Source organism: Zobellia alginiliquefaciens, from assembly GCF_029323795.1.
GTDB classification, from domain to species: Bacteria; Bacteroidota; Bacteroidia; order Flavobacteriales; family Flavobacteriaceae; genus Zobellia; species Zobellia alginiliquefaciens.
Genome location: NZ_CP119758.1, coordinates 3,127,937 through 3,147,484, shown reverse-complemented (window position 1 = coordinate 3,147,484; position 19,548 = coordinate 3,127,937). Strand labels below are relative to the sequence as shown.

The 19,548-nt window shown below is 38.4% G+C and carries 15 protein-coding genes; 10 read left to right on the top strand and 5 right to left on the bottom strand.

Annotated features, from left to right (window positions below; genetic code table 11):
• Window positions 1–16 precede the first annotated feature (16 nt).
• Window positions 17–1,225, top strand: coding sequence for a pyridoxal phosphate-dependent aminotransferase (locus P0077_RS13205; RefSeq protein WP_276165696.1), 1,209 nt, complete (start codon window positions 17–19; stop codon window positions 1,223–1,225).
• Between the two features lie 75 nt (window positions 1,226–1,300).
• Here the strand turns inward: P0077_RS13205 and P0077_RS13200 are convergent, their stop codons facing one another.
• The 3 genes from P0077_RS13200 to trkA form a co-directional block, all read right to left on the bottom strand.
• Window positions 1,301–3,451: a zinc metalloprotease gene (locus P0077_RS13200; RefSeq protein WP_276165695.1), complete on the bottom strand. Its 2,151-nt coding sequence runs from the start codon at window positions 3,449–3,451 to the stop codon at window positions 1,301–1,303.
• A 311-nt stretch (window positions 3,452–3,762) separates the two neighbouring features.
• Entirely contained in the window at window positions 3,763–5,253 is a 1,491-nt protein-coding gene (locus P0077_RS13195; protein WP_276165694.1) for a TrkH family potassium uptake protein, read from the bottom strand.
• The gene (gene trkA, locus P0077_RS13190) at window positions 5,253–6,602 is read right to left on the bottom strand and encodes a Trk system potassium transporter TrkA (RefSeq protein WP_276165693.1); all 1,350 of its coding nucleotides are present in this window, start codon (window positions 6,600–6,602) and stop codon (window positions 5,253–5,255) included. The genes P0077_RS13195 and trkA overlap by 1 nt, the downstream gene beginning before the upstream one ends.
• A 213-nt stretch (window positions 6,603–6,815) precedes the next feature.
• Between trkA and ubiE the strand changes: the two genes are divergently transcribed.
• Both ubiE and porT read left to right on the top strand, forming a co-directional pair.
• A complete protein-coding gene (gene ubiE, locus P0077_RS13185) occupies window positions 6,816–7,544 on the top strand; it encodes a bifunctional demethylmenaquinone methyltransferase/2-methoxy-6-polyprenyl-1,4-benzoquinol methylase UbiE (protein ID WP_276165692.1) in 729 nt (242 codons plus the stop codon).
• Between the two features lie 77 nt (window positions 7,545–7,621).
• On the top strand, window positions 7,622–8,341 hold the full coding sequence (porT, locus tag P0077_RS13180; RefSeq protein WP_276165691.1) for a type IX secretion/gliding motility protein PorT/SprT: 720 nt from the start codon (window positions 7,622–7,624) through the stop codon (window positions 8,339–8,341).
• Window positions 8,342–8,344: 3 nt separating this feature from the next.
• On the opposite strand, the gene P0077_RS13175 is transcribed toward porT, so the two are convergent.
• Window positions 8,345–9,067 carry a TrmH family RNA methyltransferase gene (locus P0077_RS13175; protein WP_276165690.1) on the bottom strand — a complete coding sequence of 241 codons (723 nt, stop codon included), beginning with the start codon at window positions 9,065–9,067 and terminating at the stop codon, window positions 8,345–8,347.
• Between the two features lie 185 nt (window positions 9,068–9,252).
• Here P0077_RS13175 and tamL point away from each other — a divergent pair, with 185 nt between their 5' ends.
• The 4 genes from tamL (at window position 9,253) to P0077_RS13155 (ending at window position 14,529) form a co-directional block, all read left to right on the top strand.
• Window positions 9,253–11,865: a translocation and assembly module lipoprotein TamL gene (gene tamL / locus P0077_RS13170; RefSeq protein WP_276165689.1), complete on the top strand. Its 2,613-nt coding sequence runs from the start codon at window positions 9,253–9,255 to the stop codon at window positions 11,863–11,865.
• A gap of 207 nt (window positions 11,866–12,072) precedes the next feature.
• Window positions 12,073–13,140 carry a class II fructose-bisphosphate aldolase gene (gene fbaA / locus P0077_RS13165; protein WP_276165688.1) on the top strand — a complete coding sequence of 356 codons (1,068 nt, stop codon included), beginning with the start codon at window positions 12,073–12,075 and terminating at the stop codon, window positions 13,138–13,140.
• A 34-nt stretch (window positions 13,141–13,174) separates the two neighbouring features.
• Window positions 13,175–14,050 carry an acetyl-CoA carboxylase, carboxyltransferase subunit beta gene (gene accD, locus P0077_RS13160; RefSeq protein ID WP_276169204.1) on the top strand — a complete coding sequence of 292 codons (876 nt, stop codon included), beginning with the start codon at window positions 13,175–13,177 and terminating at the stop codon, window positions 14,048–14,050.
• Window positions 14,051–14,112: 62 nt separating this feature from the next.
• Window positions 14,113–14,529 (top strand): hypothetical protein, encoded by a 417-nt coding sequence (locus P0077_RS13155; RefSeq protein WP_276165687.1) that lies wholly within the window; start codon window positions 14,113–14,115, stop codon window positions 14,527–14,529.
• A gap of 124 nt (window positions 14,530–14,653) precedes the next feature.
• On the opposite strand, the gene P0077_RS13150 is transcribed toward P0077_RS13155, so the two are convergent.
• Window positions 14,654–15,571: a DUF302 domain-containing protein gene (locus P0077_RS13150; protein ID WP_276165686.1), complete on the bottom strand. Its 918-nt coding sequence runs from the start codon at window positions 15,569–15,571 to the stop codon at window positions 14,654–14,656.
• Between the two features lie 251 nt (window positions 15,572–15,822).
• Between P0077_RS13150 and rpsO the strand changes: the two genes are divergently transcribed.
• From rpsO to P0077_RS13135, 3 genes are all read left to right on the top strand, one after another.
• Window positions 15,823–16,092 carry a 30S ribosomal protein S15 gene (gene rpsO / locus P0077_RS13145; protein ID WP_194526211.1) on the top strand — a complete coding sequence of 90 codons (270 nt, stop codon included), beginning with the start codon at window positions 15,823–15,825 and terminating at the stop codon, window positions 16,090–16,092.
• A 187-nt stretch (window positions 16,093–16,279) separates the two neighbouring features.
• Entirely contained in the window at window positions 16,280–18,508 is a 2,229-nt protein-coding gene (locus P0077_RS13140) for a polyribonucleotide nucleotidyltransferase (protein WP_276165685.1), read from the top strand.
• A 164-nt stretch (window positions 18,509–18,672) separates the two neighbouring features.
• Window positions 18,673–19,536, top strand: a complete 864-nt coding sequence (locus P0077_RS13135; protein WP_194526209.1) for a sigma-70 family RNA polymerase sigma factor — start codon at window positions 18,673–18,675, stop codon at window positions 19,534–19,536.
• The last annotated feature ends 12 nt before the right edge of the window (window positions 19,537–19,548 follow it).

The window sequence follows — 19,548 nt, the reverse complement described above, 5'->3', positions numbered from 1 at the left end:
AAACCTTAGTTTTATTATGACATCATCAACTGCTACGAAAAATCAACTTTCTGACCGCATCAACAGTCTTACCCCTTCGGCTACATTAGAAATGGCTGCCAAGGCTAGAGAATTACGTGCTGCAGGTAAAGACATTATCGGTTTAAGTTTGGGTGAACCTGACTTTAACACACCAGATTACATTAAAGAAGCTGCTATAGAAGCGGTAAACCAAGATTACAATTCATACACACCGGTAGATGGTTATGTTGATTTGAAAGAGGCTATTATTACCAAATTCAAGAGAGATAATGGCATTACGTATGAACCTTCTCAAATTGTTGTATCTACAGGTGCAAAACAAGCTTTGTATAACATTGCCCAAGTTGTTTTGAACGAAGGCGATGAAGTTATTTTACCTTGTCCTTACTGGGTAAGCTACAGTGATATTGTAAAATTAGCAGATGGTGTACCTGTAGAAGTTGCTACAAGCATTGAAAGTGATTTTAAAATGACACCTGAGCAATTGGAAGCTGCAATCACTCCCAAAACAAAAATGCTTTGGTACAGCTCTCCTTGTAACCCAAGTGGTTCTATATATAGTAAGGCTGAATTACGGGCTTTAGCAGACGTTTTACAGAAACACCCACAGATTATAGTAGTTAGTGATGAGATTTACGAACACATCAACTATGGTGTTACCGAACATGCCTCCATGGCCGCGTTCGATGATATGTTTGACCGTACCGTTACCGTAAATGGAGTTGCCAAGGCATTTGCAATGACCGGGTGGCGTATTGGATATATTGGAGGCCCAACTTACTTAGCTCGTGCTTGCAATAAATTGCAAGGTCAAGTTACAAGTGGAGCCAACTGTATAGCTCAGCGTGCAGTTATTACGGCCTTAACAGAATCGCCAGACCGTATAAACTATATGGTAGACGAGTTCAAAGAACGTAGAGCTATTATTCTTGAACTATTGAATGGTATAGACGGATTTAAATGTAATGAACCGGATGGTGCATTTTATGTATATCCTGATGTAACTGCTTATTTTGGAAAAACCTTAAACGGCGTTACAATAAATAATGCTTCTGATTTTGCCATCTACCTGTTAGAATACGCAAATGTAGCTACCGTTACAGGTGATGCTTTTGGTAACGGAAACTGCATCCGTATTTCTTACGCTGCAGCTGAAAAAGAAATTAGAGAAGCTATTTCTAGAATTGAGAAAGCCCTGAAATAGTAGGTTTATACCAAATAATTTAAAGGGAGGATGTTTTGAACATCCTCCCTTTTTTATATATAAACTTTTAAGTTATTAGTTACTTCTATATGTATTGAGGTCTTTTTCAATCTTATCTAGGTTTTTACTGCTGTCATTAGATTTGATAAAACTGATAATCTCATTTAGATGTTCGTCAGTGGACGCTGCCCCGTAAGTTTTAGCAAATTGCTCCGTCCTCGTTGTTGCGATATCAATAAAAGCCTGTGCCTTTTTTGGGTCAGCTTTTAGGGTTTCGAAAGCTGCATTTTCTTCAGAAGCACTTTTGGTCATAGCCTGAGGTGTATTTTCCTGAAAGCTCATCATCTTATAATCTTTCATATAGGGCCTTGCCAAAGCCATTGCAGCATGTATGGACGCATTGCTCTCCGGTACGGCTTCTACAACTTTCTGTAACGCTTCATTACCGGATTCAAGTACGCGACTACCGTTAAAAAACAAAATACGAGCAACATCTTCTGTGAAATATTGATTTGCCAATAACTGCGACTCAGTTGTTTTGGGCAAAAGAACTTCTAAATCAAGATTATTAGAACTATACACCTGATTGTCCCTCTCTACCATAGCAGTAATTTTATAGCTCCCGCTATCTTTTATATACCATCCATCCGGACCTGCCGAGATAAAATGCTTTTGGGTCATACTTTCATTGGGAAGCAATATCTGTTCTTTCTCCTCCATTAGATACTCTACAAAACTACGTACCTTAGAAACCTTGCCACTAGGCCCTTGAATAAGAACCAGAACATTCTTCAGGTTTTCCATTAGATGCCTATCTACCGCCATTGGCGCGCCCGAAGAATTTTGCAATTTAAGCTCTAGATAGACCGGCTCAAGAAACTCAGCAACCTGTTGATTTTGAACCATACTGATTTCTAGCGACAATCTATTGTCCGTCACAGTATGTTCATCTTCAAAAGCATGATTATCAAACCAATCGCTATTGCCCATTTCCACAAAATTGTTAGGTGCATGTCTCAAAAACAAAAGCTCATTATCTGTAAACCTAAAATCAAAATCAGCATAAAAAGCATTTTGACCGCCACTTACATTATAAGGATAATTCATGAAACTACGATCTTCCGGGTTATTAACTAATGGAATCCAAGAAGAGCCAAAACCAGGATAATTTTTCTGCCATGAATGCGCCAAATTAAAGGCATGACCGATCTCGTGAGCCGCTGTCCAAAACTTGGAGCGCTCAATAAAAGCCGCCGGATTACTATCGCCCGCTGGTGCATTATTAATGAAAGATTCATAAAAAATTGCCGTTCCCTGTCTGTGATTAGGTCCTATATCATCAAACATAATCCCCCCTAAACCGGACCCCATATCATGTTGTTTGGCAAAGAAAGTCCATAAAGCCCACTTGGGAGCAGCACTAAATTTTGACCAATATGCCTGCATAGCATCATGCATCTCCATATTGCTCCACGTACCATTAGCTCCTTTTAAAGAAGAAAGAACTTCGTCATCACCAGACCGAGAAACATTAAAACCAGCACGCTGATATACCTTTGACAAACTTAATTTCTCCTTAGGTAAATCGGTCGGCCTGTTAGGATGACCATGTGTATTAATTTCCAATACTGGCTGCACATCCTCTTCATAATCAAACTCAAAATCAATTTTTCTATAGTAAGAACTACTAAAGTTATAAGTAGATATTCTTTGTGTTTCCCCTCCCCCGTAAAAAGTTACTTTAGCTTTTTTGTTCTTAGGGAAAATAGAATTAGTAAGTTCAATTTTCAGGTATTTATAGGCAAAGGAAGTCACATTGCCATGCTTAAACCAAATTTTCCCTAAATATCCATTTCCGGATTTACTCAGTTTGGCCACATAATGAACCCCAGGAAACCTTAAGTAACCACTAGCGGTCATTAATGGGAACTGACCATCAATATCCAGTCTAAATTCTTCATAAGAAAAGAAGGGTATAATTGGCAAACTAGCCCGTTCTTCTTCATTTAGGATATCCAAGTCTATGGCACTTTCCATGCCTGTTGGTTTTGCCTTGATCGGTATTTTTGGAAACACCGGATAAAACTTACTTTTTTTAATGTACAGGCCACTGCTCTTATACCAGAGCGGCAAAAATTGAGCTTGCTGCTCCAATCCTTCAGGAGTCATTTCACCATCTAACTCAACTACACTTTCAATACTTGAATCTAAAATTTTTTTTCCCATGATAAGCATCTTTTATATTAATAAAATTTGTTGCTGCAGACTTCAAAATATAAGATGAAATACATCTCTATTTGTCAGGGGAAAGTTGAAAATGAACCCGCAAGAAAGAGACAACTACATGTAACTTTCAAACTACGGTTTACATCAAAAGTTTCTAAATGTAAGATTTTATCTACAAAAAATAATAAACAATGTATGCATAGATCTGTTTAAATGACAAATTGCTAGAATATTTGTACAAATGGAGAAAATTGCTTGTAACCAACAACAGAGACCTGACAAGAATATGAGAGCCTAAAAAAACACGGAAACTAAGTACGCTTCCAGAAATAAGGGGTAAGGAGTATTAGAACCGTGAAGAGCTCTAATCTACCTGCAAGCATAAGGAAACCACACCACCACTTACCAGCGTCCGGCAGACCATTAAAATTACTTAATGGATAAAGACCTCCAAATGCAGGCCCAACATTTCCTAAAGAAGAAGCAGAACCACCTATTGCGGTTACAAAATCGATACCCAAAGCACCAAGGACCAAAGCCCCAATTATAAATAGTAACATATAAAGCACAAAGAAGGCAATGATATTATAGACAATTTGCTCTTTTACCGTCTTATTGTTATATCGCACAGGAATAATAGCATTAGGATGTAGCGTACGTTTAAATTCCAAAAGTCCATTTTTGATAATCAGTATATGGCGCATTACTTTAATACCACCTGATGTAGAGCCAGCAGACCCTCCCAAAAACATCAATCCGAAAAAGAAAACCGTAAGAAAAGGGGTCCAGCTTGTAAAATCCGCTGAAACAAAACCCGTAGTAGTTATCACAGAAATTACTTGGAACAGCGTATGCCTAAAAGAGCTTTCCGCACTTCCTAATACCATAGGATGGTATTCCGTAACAGGCACTTCCGCCTTAAGGTACACTACCAACGCAGCAATTAGCGTAAATACCACCACAAAACCACCGTAATACCTAAACTCCTCATCCTTTAAAACCCGTTGCACTTTACCCTTAAAAGCAAAATAACTAAGTACAAAATTGCTTCCTGCAAGAAACATGAACAAGATAATGATATACTGTATTAAAGGCTGGTCGTTCCAATAGGCAACACTTAAATTTTTGGTTGAAAAACCACCAGTAGACAAGGTGGCCAAGGAATGGTTAATAGCATCAAAAAAGCTCATTCCCGCCAATTTCAAAAGCACAGTTTCCGCTAAGGTATACCCCACATATATTAACCAAAGTCGCTTTGCGGTATCCGTAATGCGAGGATGAAGTTTATCGGCACTGGGACCTGGGGCCTCCGCAGCAAACAACTGCATACCTCCAATACCCAATAATGGCAAAATAGCTATGGCCAGAACAATAATACCCATACCGCCTATCCAATGGGTAAGGCTACGCCAAAAAAGTAATCCTTCCGGCAATACTTCGATATCATCTAAAATTGAAGCTCCGGTAGTGGTGTACCCAGATACGGTTTCAAAAAAGGCATTGGTAACCGTAGGTATAGCCCCTGAAAACAAATACGGCAACATCCCGGAAAAGGACATTACCAGCCAGCCAAAAGTTACAATTATGTAACCTTCCCTTCTTTTTACTTCTTTTTTATGTCCGCGGGTATAAAACATAGCAAATGTACCCACAAACATGGTAGTTATAGCTGCCAACGCAATGCTTAAAGTTGCCCCATCCTTATAGATGCCGCTAACCAAAGTTGCCAATAACATAAAGCCTCCGTTGCATAGCAACAGTAACCCCATGATATGAAATATTATTTTAGAGTTTAACTGCATTAAAGAAACAATCGTTCTATTTTAGGGATGGCTTCCGGAAGACAACAGACAACAACACGGTCTCCCGCTCGAATTTCAAATCCACCTAAAGCAATAATTCCTTCCTCCCCACGAATAACACCGCCAATGGTAGCTGCTCTTGGAAATTTAAGTTCACGAATTACACTACCAGTAACCCTTGAGTTTGGTTTAACCACAAACTCCAGGATCTCCGCATTAAGGTTGTTCAAGCGCATCAACGCCACTACTTCACCTTTACGTATATGTCTAAAGATATTGTTTGCAGCCAATAGCTTTTTATTTATCAACGTATCTATACCTATAGAATGGGATAGCTGAAAGTAATCCATATTCTCAACCATTGCTATGGTTTTCTTAATATGCTTGGATTTGGCTACTAAACAGGACATAATATTGGTTTCGGAATTTCCGGTAACCGCTATAAATGCGTCCATGGACTCTAGGCTCTCCTCCTCTAGTAATTCAACATTTCGTCCATCGCCATTAATAACCAGAGCATTTGGAAGATCATCTGCAAGATCAAAGGCTTTTTCTTTATCTTTTTCAATCAGCTTTACATTAAACTTACTTACGCAAAGGTCACGGGCCGCTTTAAAGCCCACTTTACTACCGCCCAGAATCATTACATTTCTAATTGATTCTTTCTTCTTACCGGTAAGCTTATACAACTGCTCTACTCCCTCCTTGGTAGTAATAAAATAAACCTGATCACCGTGTTTAAAGACAGTATCACCACGGGGCACTACCGTATACTGGGTTCCCGTACGCTGTAAAGCGATAGGCATAAAATTCAACTCAGGAAATATTCTTGCTGCCTCTTTCACCATTTTACCCACAAAAGGTGCAGAAGCCGGTAAGGAAACCCCTATCATGATCAGCTTACCTTCTTCAAACTCGTAGGTATCATTAAATGCCGACTTGTTCAATAACAGTTGAATCTCTGTAGCGGCAAGCTCTTCAGGCGATATCAACTCATCTATACCCAAATTAGGAAAATTTATTTCTTCTTGGTTTTCGACAAATTCGGTATTGGATATTCTTGCAATAGTTCGTTTGCACCCCAATTGTTTGGCCAACATACATAACGTAATGTTAGTGGTTTCAGAGGAAGTCACCCCAATAACCAGCCTAGAGTTCTGTACATCGGCATCTTTAAGCACGGATACAGAAGTAGCATCGCCTCTTAGTACACGAATATCCAAGTGAGTATCGGCATAGGCCAGACTCTCTTTTCTTGTATCGATGAGCGTAATATCCTGGGATTCGTAAGATAGCAGTTTAGCTAAGTGAAAACCTACTTCACCAGCACCTGCGATTATAATTTTCATTTATCAGCAACTTAATTCGGGCCTGCAGTTTATAAACCCTCTATGAATGAAAAACCACTTTGTAGTTTATATTTGCTGCGCAAAATTACACAATATTTTGGTTGGCTATTTAAAATGAGGTTAAAATGCACTTTATGCCCAAAATGCATTCCTTACTTTGCTTAAACGTTTACTTAAAACGATATTGTATCTTTGCCCAAAAAATTGCCCATTATGGCCAAAAAGGTTACGCCCTATAAAGATTCTGTGCTTGGCAAAAAAGACCAAGTCACCCAAATGTTCGATAATATATCGGAAAATTACGATGGCCTTAACCGGGTTATTTCTTTTGGTATTGATATTAAATGGCGTAAACGAGTTGTTGCCATTCTAAAGGCCAAGCAGCCCAAGAACATATTAGATATTGCAACCGGAACTGGTGATTTGGCCATAAACCTAGTAGAAACGGGTGCCGACAAAATAGTAGGCCTGGATATCTCTCCTGGCATGCTAGAGGTTGGCAAAAATAAAATAGCACAGAAAAAGCTGGATAAGACTATTGAAATGGTAGTTGGCGATAGTGAGAACCTACCCTTTGAGACGAATAGTTTTGATGCTATTACCGTTGCTTTTGGGGTTCGCAACTTTGAAACTTTAGAGAAAGGGCTTGCTGAAATTCACAGAGTCCTTGCTCCTGGTGGTACTTTTGTGGTTCTTGAAACATCCGTACCTACTAAAACACCTTTTAAACAAGGCTATAATCTCTACATTAAATACATGTTGCCTACAATTGGCAAACTCTTTTCCAAAGACAAATCCGCTTACACCTATTTAAGTGAGTCCGCTTCTGTTTTCCCACATGGTAATGCGTTCAACAATATTTTACGGAAAATCGGGTTTATAGAGGTAGAGAACAAACCCCAAACATTTGGGGTTGCATCTATATATGTTGCTACAAAATAATTTCACAGCCGTAAAGGCCAGTAAAAATAGTGGTTCGTCATTTTTAAACTGAAAAGCGAACGAATAATATTTTTTGAATGAAAAGATTTTTTTTGCTTTTGGGAGGTGTTTTATTTCTGTCCCTACCGGCGAATGCCCAATTTAACTCCAACCCCGTTCTAAATATAGAGAACAAGGATAAAAAGTTCCTGAACTACGGATATTTTCTCGGATTTAATAGATATGGATTTAAATTTGACTATAAACAGGACAGAGGGAACCAAGGCACCGACATTCAAGTTTTACAATCCACAGGTTTTAACGTAGGTCTTATTGGTGAAATGCGACTGAACGAATTTTTAGATGTACGTATAGAGCCAGGCTTATACTATAATGCCCGAACTTTAGGTTTCCCTGGCTTTACAGCTACCGAAGAAGGTGCTAGAGATGCGATAACCGAAGTAAAATCTACCTACATAAATTTTCCTGTTCTCTTAAAAATAGGCACTCGACGTTTTGGTAATTTCAAACCCTTTTTGGTTGCCGGCCCATCTGCTTCATTAAACTTGGGAAGTAATGAAGAAAGTATTGATGATAATAGCAGTGGTACTTTTAGAATGAAAAAATGGACCTACAACTACGAACTTGGTTTTGGAATTGATTTCTATTTGGAATATTTTAAGTTCACACCTTCTATACGTGGTGTTTTTGGCCTAACGGATGAATTGGTTCGTGACAACGATCCTAACAGCCCTTGGACCGGAAATATAGATAGCATGAAAACCAGAGGGCTTTTTATCAATTTTACTTTTGAGTAAAATCTAATTTCTTTTTATCTCATTCAACAAAATAGCGGTGGCTGTTGCCACGTTTAGACTTTCTGTTGTATTTTTTCCAAATTGAGGAATACTAATTTTCTGTGTCACTAAAGCTTCTATTTCCTTAGAAACACCATTAGCTTCATTACCCAATACCAATATTCCAGACTTGGGCAAGTCTGTTCCATACACAACATCTCCCTCCATGAAAGCTCCAAATACACCAACGGGTGCGTTTTGCAAAAAAGTCTGAAGATTCGTGTAACCAATATTCACTCTAGATATAGAACCCATTGTGGCCTGTAATGTTTTGGGATTATAACAGTCTACCGTATTGGCCGAGCAAACCAAATGCTCAACACCAAACCAATCGCACAACCTTATAATGGTTCCTAAATTCCCTGGATCGCGAATATCATCTAATACAACTACCCATCCATCAAAATTTGGCTTTTGGTTTTTTGGTATTTCAAACACCCCTATTATTTTATTGGGAGCGGTCAAGGCACTCATTTTTTTTAATTCCGCTTCGGTCACGAGCTCTATTACATCTGGTGTTCCCAAATTAATTTCTGAATCTGAACTATACAAAGAGTTTACCTTAAAATCAGAATTCACCAGTTCCCTAACCACCTTTATTCCCTCGGCAACAAAAAGGTTATGAATATTTCGGTACTTTTTTTGATGTAGACTTCTTACAAGTTTGATTTGATTTTTTGAAACCATAACAATCTATACTTCTATCAATGTTTTTTATTTACGCAAAAATGTTATTTTACTCCTATCATTTCAACCTATATAAGAAAAATAAGCTCTCAGGATTCCTTAAAACGACTCATCCCCATAGAAAAACTTATATTTTCAGCTTCAAATAAAAAAGTTTAAATGAAATCAATGTATTTTTGATCTCTATGGGCAAAATGTTACGCTTTACTACTACCGCTACAAAAATAGGCCTATTATTTGTAGTTCTGGTTATCAACTCGTGTAACACGCTAAAACGGGTTGGCGAGGATGAATTCTTGCTTAAAAAGAACACCATCTATGCAGACAGTGTAGAGGTGAAAGATGAGGATATTGAAAGTCTGATCCTCCAAGAACCCAACACCAACCTTCTAGGCTACCCATTACGGTTAAATCTATACAACTTAGCTAAGAAAAACCCTGATTCCTCGTATAACGCCTGGTTAGACCGAAACGAAAAGAGAGAACGCAGACTCATTAGCCTTCTTTCTAAAAAGCAAGTTGATCGTTTAGGCGAGTCATTTTTAGTAAGCGGATTGAGCGAATGGCTCAAAAAAGTTGGGGAAGCACCTTCTATTTTAGATACCGCAAGAACCAAGCGCACCTTAGAGAGGCTAAGTGCCTACTATGGCAGTAAGGGCTATTTTAACAACAATACAAGCTACCAAATAGACTCTCTTGTTGAAAAAAGACGGGCTTCCGTTTCATACCAAATAGACCTAGGCGAACCTTTTATGATTGATTCCGTATCTAGAAAAATAGCATCAAAAGCTATAGATTCTATTTACCTGCTTCATAAGAATGAAGCGTTTGTTCAAGATGGGGACCAGTTTGACCTTTCTAAATTTGCTAGCGAAAGAGAGCGCTTAAGTGCTATTTTTAGAAACTCAGGTATTTATAACTTTCAAGAAAGCTCCGTTTCCTATAATATAGCTACCGATACTACCAAATTAGCCAATGATCAACAAATGAACATTGAGCTGAACATAGATAATTTTAAGAAACGAGGTGACAGCGCCGTAACGAGCTCGGAATACAAGGTGTATAAATTTGACAAAATCAATATTTACACAGATTTCTTGTACGATGAGCGCAATAGCGACCAAAAGTTTATACGCTACGGAGATTACACTATTTTCTACAGGAACAAATTAAGGTTTAAACCTAAAACTTTGGCAAATGCCGTGTTCTTTGAAAAAGATAGCATCTATAAAGATATAGACCGCACACGAACCTACAGACAGATTACCAACTTGGGCGTTTTTAAGTACCCTACCATTACATCAACCCCTAATGACAGCTCCGCTACCCTGGATGCTAATATCTATTTAGCTGCTCGTCCAAAATATTCACTTGGAACCTCTTTTGAAGTCACTCGTTCCAATATTCAGCAAATTGGGTTAGCGCTTAGTCCTTCTTTACAGGCCAGAAACCTATTTGGCGGGGCGGAAAACCTAAATTTATCGGGTAGATTAAGTATTGGAGCTTCCAATGACCCCAGTATTATTGACAGTCGGTTTTTCAACATTCAAGAATTTGGAGCAGATTTAACCTTGGACATCCCCAGAATTTGGTTGCCCTTTATCAATACCAATAAAATCATACCAAGTTACACCCTTCCCAGAACACGTATTTCTATTGGTACCAGCTTCCAAAAGAATATAGGATTGGACAAACAGGCCTTCAACACTATTTTGGGTTATAATTGGATTCCATCGGACTTTATTAAGCACGATGTAGAGTTATTGAACATCCAGTTTGTTAGGAACGTTAACCCTGATCGGTTTTTTAATGTATACGGAAACTCATACGATCAATTGGATAATATTGCAGATAGTTTTGACAGCTACAACGATGCCATTGCGTATCCTGAGCTAACCCGCTATTTTGAAACCTCAGAAACTTCGGATGATCCAAGTTTGCGTATTCCCACAGGAACTACGGAGTTTACAAAAGCCATTCTTAACAATGATGTACCTGGTACTACTGATCAGTTCCAGACCGTAAGCAGAATTGAAGAAAGGAGACAACGTCTTACCGAGAACAACCTTATTTTTGCCAGCAACTATACTTTTAACCTCAATAACCGCAAAGGTGTTACGGATAATAATTTCTTTCAATTTAGATTTAAACTGGAAAGTGCCGGTAATGCCCTATCCTTACTTTCCAATATAATTCCGTTTAACGAAAATGACAGTGAAGACCAATTAGTTTTTGGTGTTCCTTACAGTCAGTATATAAAGACCGAGTTCGATTATGTAAAATATTGGTCCATATCCCGTAGTAATGTTTTAGCGTTCAGGAGCTTTTTCGGTATTGCAATTCCTTACGGAAATTCAGACAACATACCGTTTGTGCGCAGTTATTTTGCTGGGGGCGCAAATGATATAAGAGCATGGTCTCCCTATTCCCTAGGACCGGGCCGTACGGATGCTATTAACGATTTTAACGAAGCAAACCTGAAAATAGGTCTTAATCTAGAATACCGTTTTCCTCTTTTCGGTAATCTTAAAGGAGCGCTTTTTGCGGATGCCGGCAATATTTGGAACGTTTTTGACAACGTAGAAGACCCAGAAGCCACCTTCACAAGCTTAAAATCACTAGAAGATATTGCTTTAGGAACTGGTTTTGGCCTTAGATATGACTTTACTTACTTTGTGTTACGGGCAGATTTAGGCTTCAAAACCTACAATCCTGCAGAAGTAACCTCAAAAAGATGGTTCAGAGATTATAATTTTGCCAATTCTGTACTTCAAATCGGTATTAACTATCCGTTCTAAAGCATCCTTTGATTACTACTGATTTTCATTGGATTTTGAGAGCAAAACCTATTCCGTTTAATGAGACACGAGGCTAAAAAACATCCATTTTGTAACATTATTCAGCCTTAAACCTTATAAACTTATAAACACCAATCTTTTTAGACCTATTTATTTTATTACATTTGTCCTATTCATTTTTCACATATAACATAGACCAGAAACATTATGGCTCATAGTATAAAACCAGGTGTCGCAACAGGTGACGAAGTACAAGCAATCTTTAACTATGCTAAAGAAAAAGGGTTTGCCCTTCCAGCAGTAAACGTTATTGGCTCTGACACAATTAATGGTGTCCTAGAAACAGCAGCAACTTTAAATGCTCCTGTAATCATTCAATTTTCTAATGGCGGTGCTCAGTTCAACGCTGGTAAAGGCTTGTCTAATGAGGGTCAGAAAGCAGCCGTTCTTGGTGCCGTAGCCGGAGCAAAACATGTACACCAATTGGCAGAAGCTTACGGAGCTACCGTAATTCTTCATACAGACCACTGTGCTAAGAAATTATTACCTTGGATAGACGGACTTTTAGATGCTAGTGAGAAACATTTTGCCGAGACTGGAAAATCTCTTTTCAGCTCACATATGATCGACCTTTCCGAAGAGCCTCTTGAAGAAAACATTGAAATCTGTAAAGGGTACTTAGAGCGCATGAGCAAAATGAACATGACGTTAGAGATAGAACTTGGTATTACAGGTGGAGAAGAAGATGGTGTTGACAATTCTGATGTTGATGACTCTAAATTGTACACACAACCAGAAGAAGTAGCTTATGCTTACGAGGAGCTTTCCAAAGTAAGCCCAAGATTTACAATTGCAGCAGCTTTTGGTAACGTTCATGGTGTGTACAAGCCAGGAAACGTTAAACTGACTCCAAAAATCCTTAAAAACTCTCAAGAGTATATCACTGAAAAATACGGTGTAGAAAACAACCACATAGATTTTGTTTTCCATGGTGGATCAGGTTCTACGGTCGAAGAAATAAGAGAAGGTATTAGCTACGGTGTTATTAAAATGAATATTGATACAGATTTGCAGTATGCATTTTTAGCTGGAGTTCGTGACTATGTTCAAGATAAAAAAGACTTCCTTCAAGCTCAGATTGGAAATCCAAATGGCGCAGATGAACCTAACAAAAAGTTCTATGACCCAAGAGTTTGGTTACGCGAAGGAGAAAAGTCTTTTGTTGAGCGTTTGAAAAAGGCTTTTGAAGATTTAAACAATGTAAATACCTTATAGGTAAAGTACATCCCCAAAACTAATTATGGAAGATATGACGGCTTGGTTCAGAAGAAAGGAAAAGGGAATACAAACGGCTACCGAAGAGAAAAAAGACACCCCAAAAGGGTTGTGGTACAAATCTCCAACGGGAAAAATTGTTGAATCAGAAGTACTTGCCAAGAACTTTTACGTAAGCCCTGAAGACGATTATCACGTTCGCATAGGCAGTAAAGAGTATTTTGAAATGCTTTTTGATGATAACAAATTCAGGGAACTGGATGCCAAATTGACCTCTAAAGACCCTTTGAAGTTTGAGGACACCAAAAAATATTCGGAAAGACTAAAGGCTGCACAAAAGAAAACTGGACTTAACGATGCCGTAAGAACCGGTTTTGGTAAGTCTATAGGCAAAGATATTGTTATAGCTTGTATGGACTTTAATTTTATTGGTGGGTCTATGGGTAGCGTTGTTGGTGAAAAAATTGCACGTGCCATAGATTACGCTATAAAAAGAAAAGTTCCTTTTGTAATGATTTCAAAATCTGGGGGAGCCCGTATGATGGAAGCCGCCCTGTCTTTAATGCAATTAGCCAAAACATCGGCAAAATTAGCACAACTGGCAGAAGCTAAACTTCCATATATATCACTTTGTACAGACCCTACCACTGGTGGAACAACCGCGTCCTATGCAATGTTAGGGGACATTAACATATCAGAACCTGGTGCATTAATTGGTTTTGCAGGCCCCAGAGTAGTAAAAGAAGCTACGGGAAAAGAACTTCCCGAAGGTTTCCAAACTGCAGAGTTTGTTAAGGACCATGGTTTTTTGGATTTTATCTCACATAGAAGAGATTTGAAAAAGAAAATCAACCTTTATATAGATTTAATTCAGAACAACCCTGTGAGAACTGAAAAGGTTTCGGCATGAAACCGTTAGTTATTACACTAATTTCATTTTGGTTTTTTTGTTGTTCAACAGATAAAGAAAGTATGCCCGCCGAATCGGATTTGGCGGGCATTTTATCTGATTCCGCAAAAGTTCTTGAAGTTAAAGTATCGGGCACTGAGAACAACTATACTTTCAGTACAACCATTCAAAGCCCGGATACCGGTTGTAATCTATATGCAGACTGGTGGGAAATCATTGATTTAAAAGGAAACCTTATTTATAGGAGAATTTTAACTCACAGCCATGTAGAGGAACAACCTTTTACTCGTTCCGGATCAAATATTACCTTGGCAAAAACTACTGAAGTTTACATACGCGCGCATGTACACCCAGTAGGCTACACCTCTGAGGTTCTAAAAGGCTCAGTTGAAAATGGCTTTATGGAGGTAGAATTAGACTCAGAATTCGCCATAGAATTGGAGAAAGCGGAGCCTCTTCCTGCGGGATGTGATTTTTAGATTTTCAAAACTGGCTTAAATCCATGCTCTATTTTACTTAAAAAATCACCTTCTACTTTTTTTTGAGAAACAAAAAAAGCCCCACTATTTCTAGTGAAGCTCAATTCATTTTTTTTAAATTACTCTATTGGTTTACAGATGTAGCAATACCTTGTAATGCAGCTAAAATAGTTTCTAAAGTAGCGTCATTATCCGTAACACCATGTCTTGACATAAATAGTTCTGGACTGTTAAAAGCAATTTTCACCTCACCCTCCGCATTTTCATACACCAATATTTTTTGTGGTAAATCAAGTGCTGAAGTTTGCTTGTCTTGCATTAACGGTGTTCCCAAGCTTGGATTACCAAAAATAATTACGCTAGTAGGCAACAACTCCAACTCAACATTGGCCGCATTGGCTTGATGATCTAATTCCGCAACAATTTTAAGATTTGGGTTACCTTCAATCACACTCATTATACCTTCGTAGGTAGCGTCAAATGTTTCTTGACTTACAACTGTCAACACTTTATAATCGGCAGGCACTTCACTAGGCTGCTCCGTTACCTCTCCAATTCCGGCATTTTCGCTTAAATTCCTCAATGCTCCTGCCATTGTAGATAATGTAGATACATCCCCTACTGTATGGCGATTAGCTAAATATGTTGTAGAATTATAACCTATGTAAACTTCTTCACTATCACTTTGATAAACCAAAATACGTTGTGGCAAATCTAATCCCGCCTGTTGGTTTACCTGCATTAATGGTGTTCCTAAATTAGGGTTGCCAAAGAAAATTATTTTCGTTGGGTTTAGCTCCAACTCCGCTGAAGCCGCGTTGGCCGTATGATTTACTTCGGCTACAATTGTAATATTTTCATTTGCCTCTAAACTTGCTTTAAGAACAGCATAGGTCTCATCAAAAGATTGTGTACTTTTTAGAAAGTTCATACCTACTACATTTGGAGCGGTATCCGTCTTTTCAGGTTCGTTTGTTTCATCTTCATCGCATGCAATAAAAGCTAATACCAAGCAAACACTCATAAAAAATTTCAAATTCATAATCATATTATTTTTTAGGGGGACTTAAGTCTATATCGGTGTTCTAATCAACAGACCGCCATTAATAGTATAATAATATACGCAAGGTATTAGCAATCGGTTTTTTCTGTATCACACAGTTTTTTTTACCTACCAAGGCCACAATACATTTAATTGAACAAATTATTTGTTTTATGCTCATAAATCGTATCTTTGCAGCTTGATTGAAAATCAGTCATATATACATAAAAATCATTTAAAACAATATTGGAATGTATTTAACAAAAGAAGTAAAAGCCGAAATCTTTAAGAAACACGGCGGTAGTGAAACAAACACAGGTTCTACAGAAGGCCAAATCGCTTTGTTCACACACAGAATTAACCACCTAACCGGTCACTTAAAAAAGAACCACAAAGATTACAACACTGAGCGTTCATTAGTAAAGTTGGTAGGTAAAAGAAGAAGCCTACTTGATTATATGATCAAGAACGATATTGTTAAGTATCGTGAGCTTATTAAAGAACTAGGTATTAGAAAATAAGTATTTTACAAAGGGCTGAAATTTTCAGCCCTTTTTTTTTATATATTAGTCATCCTAAATAATTAGGATTTTACAAAAAGCTGCACCCAGTTTTTCATTGGTCAACACAACACAACAACTTCGGCCTTAACAAGTCGATAAGACCATTGTTTAACAATTCGCCCATTGGCGTATTTAATTAAAATTTATGATTCCAAAAGTATTTAAAGAGGTCATAGACCTTGGTGACGGTAGGGAAATTTCTATCGAAACCGGAAAATTGGCAAAGCAGGCCCACGGTTCTGTTGTTGTACAGTCAGGAAAATGTATGCTATTGTGTACGGTTGTTTCCAACTACAAACAAAGTGATGTTGACTTTCTTCCATTAACGGTAGATTACCGCGAAAAATTTGCAGCTGCGGGCCGTTACCCAGGTGGTTTCTTCAAAAGGGAAGCAAGACCTAGTGATGGTGAAGTATTGACTATGCGTTTGGTAGACCGTGTACTTCGTCCACTTTTCCCAAAAGATTATCACTCTGAAACTCAGGTGATGATTCAATTAATGTCTCATGATGATGACGTTATGCCAGATGCAATGGCCGGTTTGGCTGCATCTGCTGCAATTCAATTATCGGATTTTCCATTTGAATGTGCAATCTCTGAAGCTAGAGTTGCCCGCGTAGACGGTAAATTCGTTATCAACCCAACTAGAGCTCAATTGGCCGAATCCGACATTGATATGATGATCGGTGCTTCTGCTGATTCTGTAATGATGGTTGAAGGTGAGATGGATGAAATTTCTGAAGAAGAAATGACCGAGGCCATCAAATTTGCACACGAAGCCATTAAAGTACAGTGTGCCGCTCAATTAAAACTTGCTGAAGCTTTCGGAAAGAAAGATGTACGTGAGTATGAGCCAGAAAGAGAAGATGAAGACTTGGCCAAGAAAATTCACGACATGGCATATGACAAAGTATATGCCGTAGCTAAAGCAGGTTCTGCCAAACATGAGAGAAGCGCTTCTTTTAGTGAAATAAAAGAAGAAATTAAAGCTACTTTCTCTGAAGAAGAACAAGCTGACTTTGGTGGTATGATTTCAAAATACTACAATAAAGCTGAAAAAGCTGCTGTTCGTGATCTTACCCTAAACGAAGGTTTACGTTTAGATGGTCGTAAGACCGATGAGATTAGACCTATCTGGTGTGAAGTAGATTACCTACCATCAACACACGGTTCCGCTATATTTACCCGTGGGGAAACTCAGGCATTGGCTACTGTAACCCTAGGTACTTCTAGAGATTCAAACAAAATTGACATGCCATCTTACGAAGGTGAGGAGAATTTCTATTTACACTACAACTTCCCTCCTTTCTCAACTGGTGAAGCAAGACCTATCCGTGGTACTTCTCGTCGTGAGGTAGGACATGGTAACTTGGCACAACGTGCCTTAAAAGGAATGGTCCCTGCAGATTGCCCTTATACAGTTCGTGTAGTATCCGAAGTGTTAGAATCTAACGGTTCCTCTTCTATGGCTACTGTTTGTGCTGGTACTATGGCAATGATGGATGCTGGTGTACAATTGAAAAAACCGGTTTCAGGTATTGCAATGGGATTAATTTCTGATGCGGACTCTGGTAAATATGCCGTTCTTTCCGATATTTTAGGTGATGAAGATCACTTGGGAGATATGGACTTTAAAGTAACCGGTACAGCAGATGGTATTACCGCTTGCCAAATGGACATTAAAGTAAAAGGTCTTTCTTACGAAATCTTGGTAAATGCCTTAAAACAAGCAAGAGAAGGTCGTTTACACATTCTTGGAAAACTGACGGATACTATCTCTGCTCCTAACGCAGATGTGAAGCCTCATTCTCCAAAAATGGTTACACGTACTATTCCTAATGAATTTATTGGTGCACTTATTGGACCAGGAGGAAAAGTAATTCAAGAACTTCAAAAAGAAACAGATACTACTATTGTTATCAATGAAGACCCGGTTACAGAAGAAGGTATTGTTGAAATTTTAGGTACGGACCAGAATGGTATTGACGCGGTATTGGCCAAGATCGATGCCCTAATGTTCAAACCTGCAGTTGGTAGTGCTTACGAAGTTAAAGTAATTAAAATGCTAGACTTTGGCGCTGTTGTAGAATACCAAGATGCCCCGGGCAATGAAGTATTGTTACATGTTTCCGAATTGGCATGGGAAAGAACCGAGAATGTTTCCGATGTTGTGAACATGGGTGACGTTTTTGATGTGAAGTACTTAGGTACCGACCCAAGAACCCGTAAAGAAAAGGTTTCTAGAAAAGCTCTTTTACCAAAACCTGAAGGTTTTGTAGAAAGACCACCACGTAACGATAAAGATCGTGGTCGTGGTAGAGATGACAGACGAGGTGGTAGAGACAACCGTGATCGTAAGCCAAGAAGAGACTAAACACTCTTTTCTTTAATACATATTTAAAGCCTCAACATAGTAAGTTGAGGCTTTTTTATGCGACTTATCTAAAAAGTAAAGTTTTTTTCACCCAATTGTAACATTTCTATGTTTTTTACGTATAAGTATATGCAGTCTATGCAAACTGAACCTAATTTATTTACATGAGACAGCTTAAAATCACAAAACAGGTCACCAACAGGGAGACCGCATCTTTGGACAAGTACTTGCAAGAAATAGGCAAAGTAGACTTGATTACAGCAGATGAAGAAGTAGAATTGGCACAACGTATCAAGGCAGGCGATCAGGTCGCTCTTGAAAAACTAACAAAGGCCAATCTTCGATTCGTTGTATCGGTAGCTAAGCAGTACCAAAACCAGGGACTTACTTTACCCGATTTAATTAACGAGGGTAACCTTGGCCTTATTAAGGCCGCACAACGATTTGACGAAACGAGGGGATTTAAATTTATTTCCTATGCAGTATGGTGGATTCGTCAATCTATATTACAAGCTTTGGCGGAACAATCTCGTATTGTACGTTTGCCATTGAACAAAATTGGATCGATCAATAAGATTAACAAGACCTTTGCTTTTCTAGAGCAGGCACACGAACGTATGCCTTCACCAGAAGAAATTGCAAAAGAATTGGATATGACGGTTGCAGATGTTAAGCAGTCGCTTAAAAACTCTGGTCGTCATGTATCTATGGATGCGCCTCTTATTGACGGTGAAGATTCTAACCTTTACGATGTACTTCGTAGTGGTGAATCTCCAAATCCTGACAAAGAATTGTTGCACGAATCTTTGCGTACTGAAATTGAGCGCGCTTTAGAAACTCTAACTCCAAGAGAAGCAGACGTTATCCGTTTGTACTTTGGTCTTGCCGGGCAACATTCTATGACATTGGAAGAAATTGGTGAAACTTTTGACCTAACGAGAGAAAGAGTTCGTCAGATTAAAGAAAAAGCTATTAGAAGATTAAAACATACTTCTAGAAGCAAAATCCTTAAGACCTATTTAGGTTAAAAACACCATAAA

Coding starts and splice junctions, on each gene's coding strand:
- P0077_RS13205 (WP_276165696.1), top strand. CDS start 17: ATGACATCATCAACTGCTACGAAAAATCAACTTTCTGACCGCATCAAC.
- P0077_RS13200 (WP_276165695.1), bottom strand. CDS start 3,451: ATGGGAAAAAAAATTTTAGATTCAAGTATTGAAAGTGTAGTTGAGTTA.
- P0077_RS13195 (WP_276165694.1), bottom strand. CDS start 5,253: ATGCAGTTAAACTCTAAAATAATATTTCATATCATGGGGTTACTGTTG.
- trkA (WP_276165693.1), bottom strand. CDS start 6,602: ATGAAAATTATAATCGCAGGTGCTGGTGAAGTAGGTTTTCACTTAGCT.
- ubiE (WP_276165692.1), top strand. CDS start 6,816: ATGGCCAAAAAGGTTACGCCCTATAAAGATTCTGTGCTTGGCAAAAAA.
- porT (WP_276165691.1), top strand. CDS start 7,622: ATGAAAAGATTTTTTTTGCTTTTGGGAGGTGTTTTATTTCTGTCCCTA.
- P0077_RS13175 (WP_276165690.1), bottom strand. CDS start 9,067: ATGGTTTCAAAAAATCAAATCAAACTTGTAAGAAGTCTACATCAAAAA.
- tamL (WP_276165689.1), top strand. CDS start 9,253: ATGGGCAAAATGTTACGCTTTACTACTACCGCTACAAAAATAGGCCTA.
- fbaA (WP_276165688.1), top strand. CDS start 12,073: ATGGCTCATAGTATAAAACCAGGTGTCGCAACAGGTGACGAAGTACAA.
- accD (WP_276169204.1), top strand. CDS start 13,175: ATGACGGCTTGGTTCAGAAGAAAGGAAAAGGGAATACAAACGGCTACC.
- P0077_RS13155 (WP_276165687.1), top strand. CDS start 14,113: ATGCCCGCCGAATCGGATTTGGCGGGCATTTTATCTGATTCCGCAAAA.
- P0077_RS13150 (WP_276165686.1), bottom strand. CDS start 15,571: ATGAATTTGAAATTTTTTATGAGTGTTTGCTTGGTATTAGCTTTTATT.
- rpsO (WP_194526211.1), top strand. CDS start 15,823: ATGTATTTAACAAAAGAAGTAAAAGCCGAAATCTTTAAGAAACACGGC.
- P0077_RS13140 (WP_276165685.1), top strand. CDS start 16,280: ATGATTCCAAAAGTATTTAAAGAGGTCATAGACCTTGGTGACGGTAGG.
- P0077_RS13135 (WP_194526209.1), top strand. CDS start 18,673: ATGAGACAGCTTAAAATCACAAAACAGGTCACCAACAGGGAGACCGCA.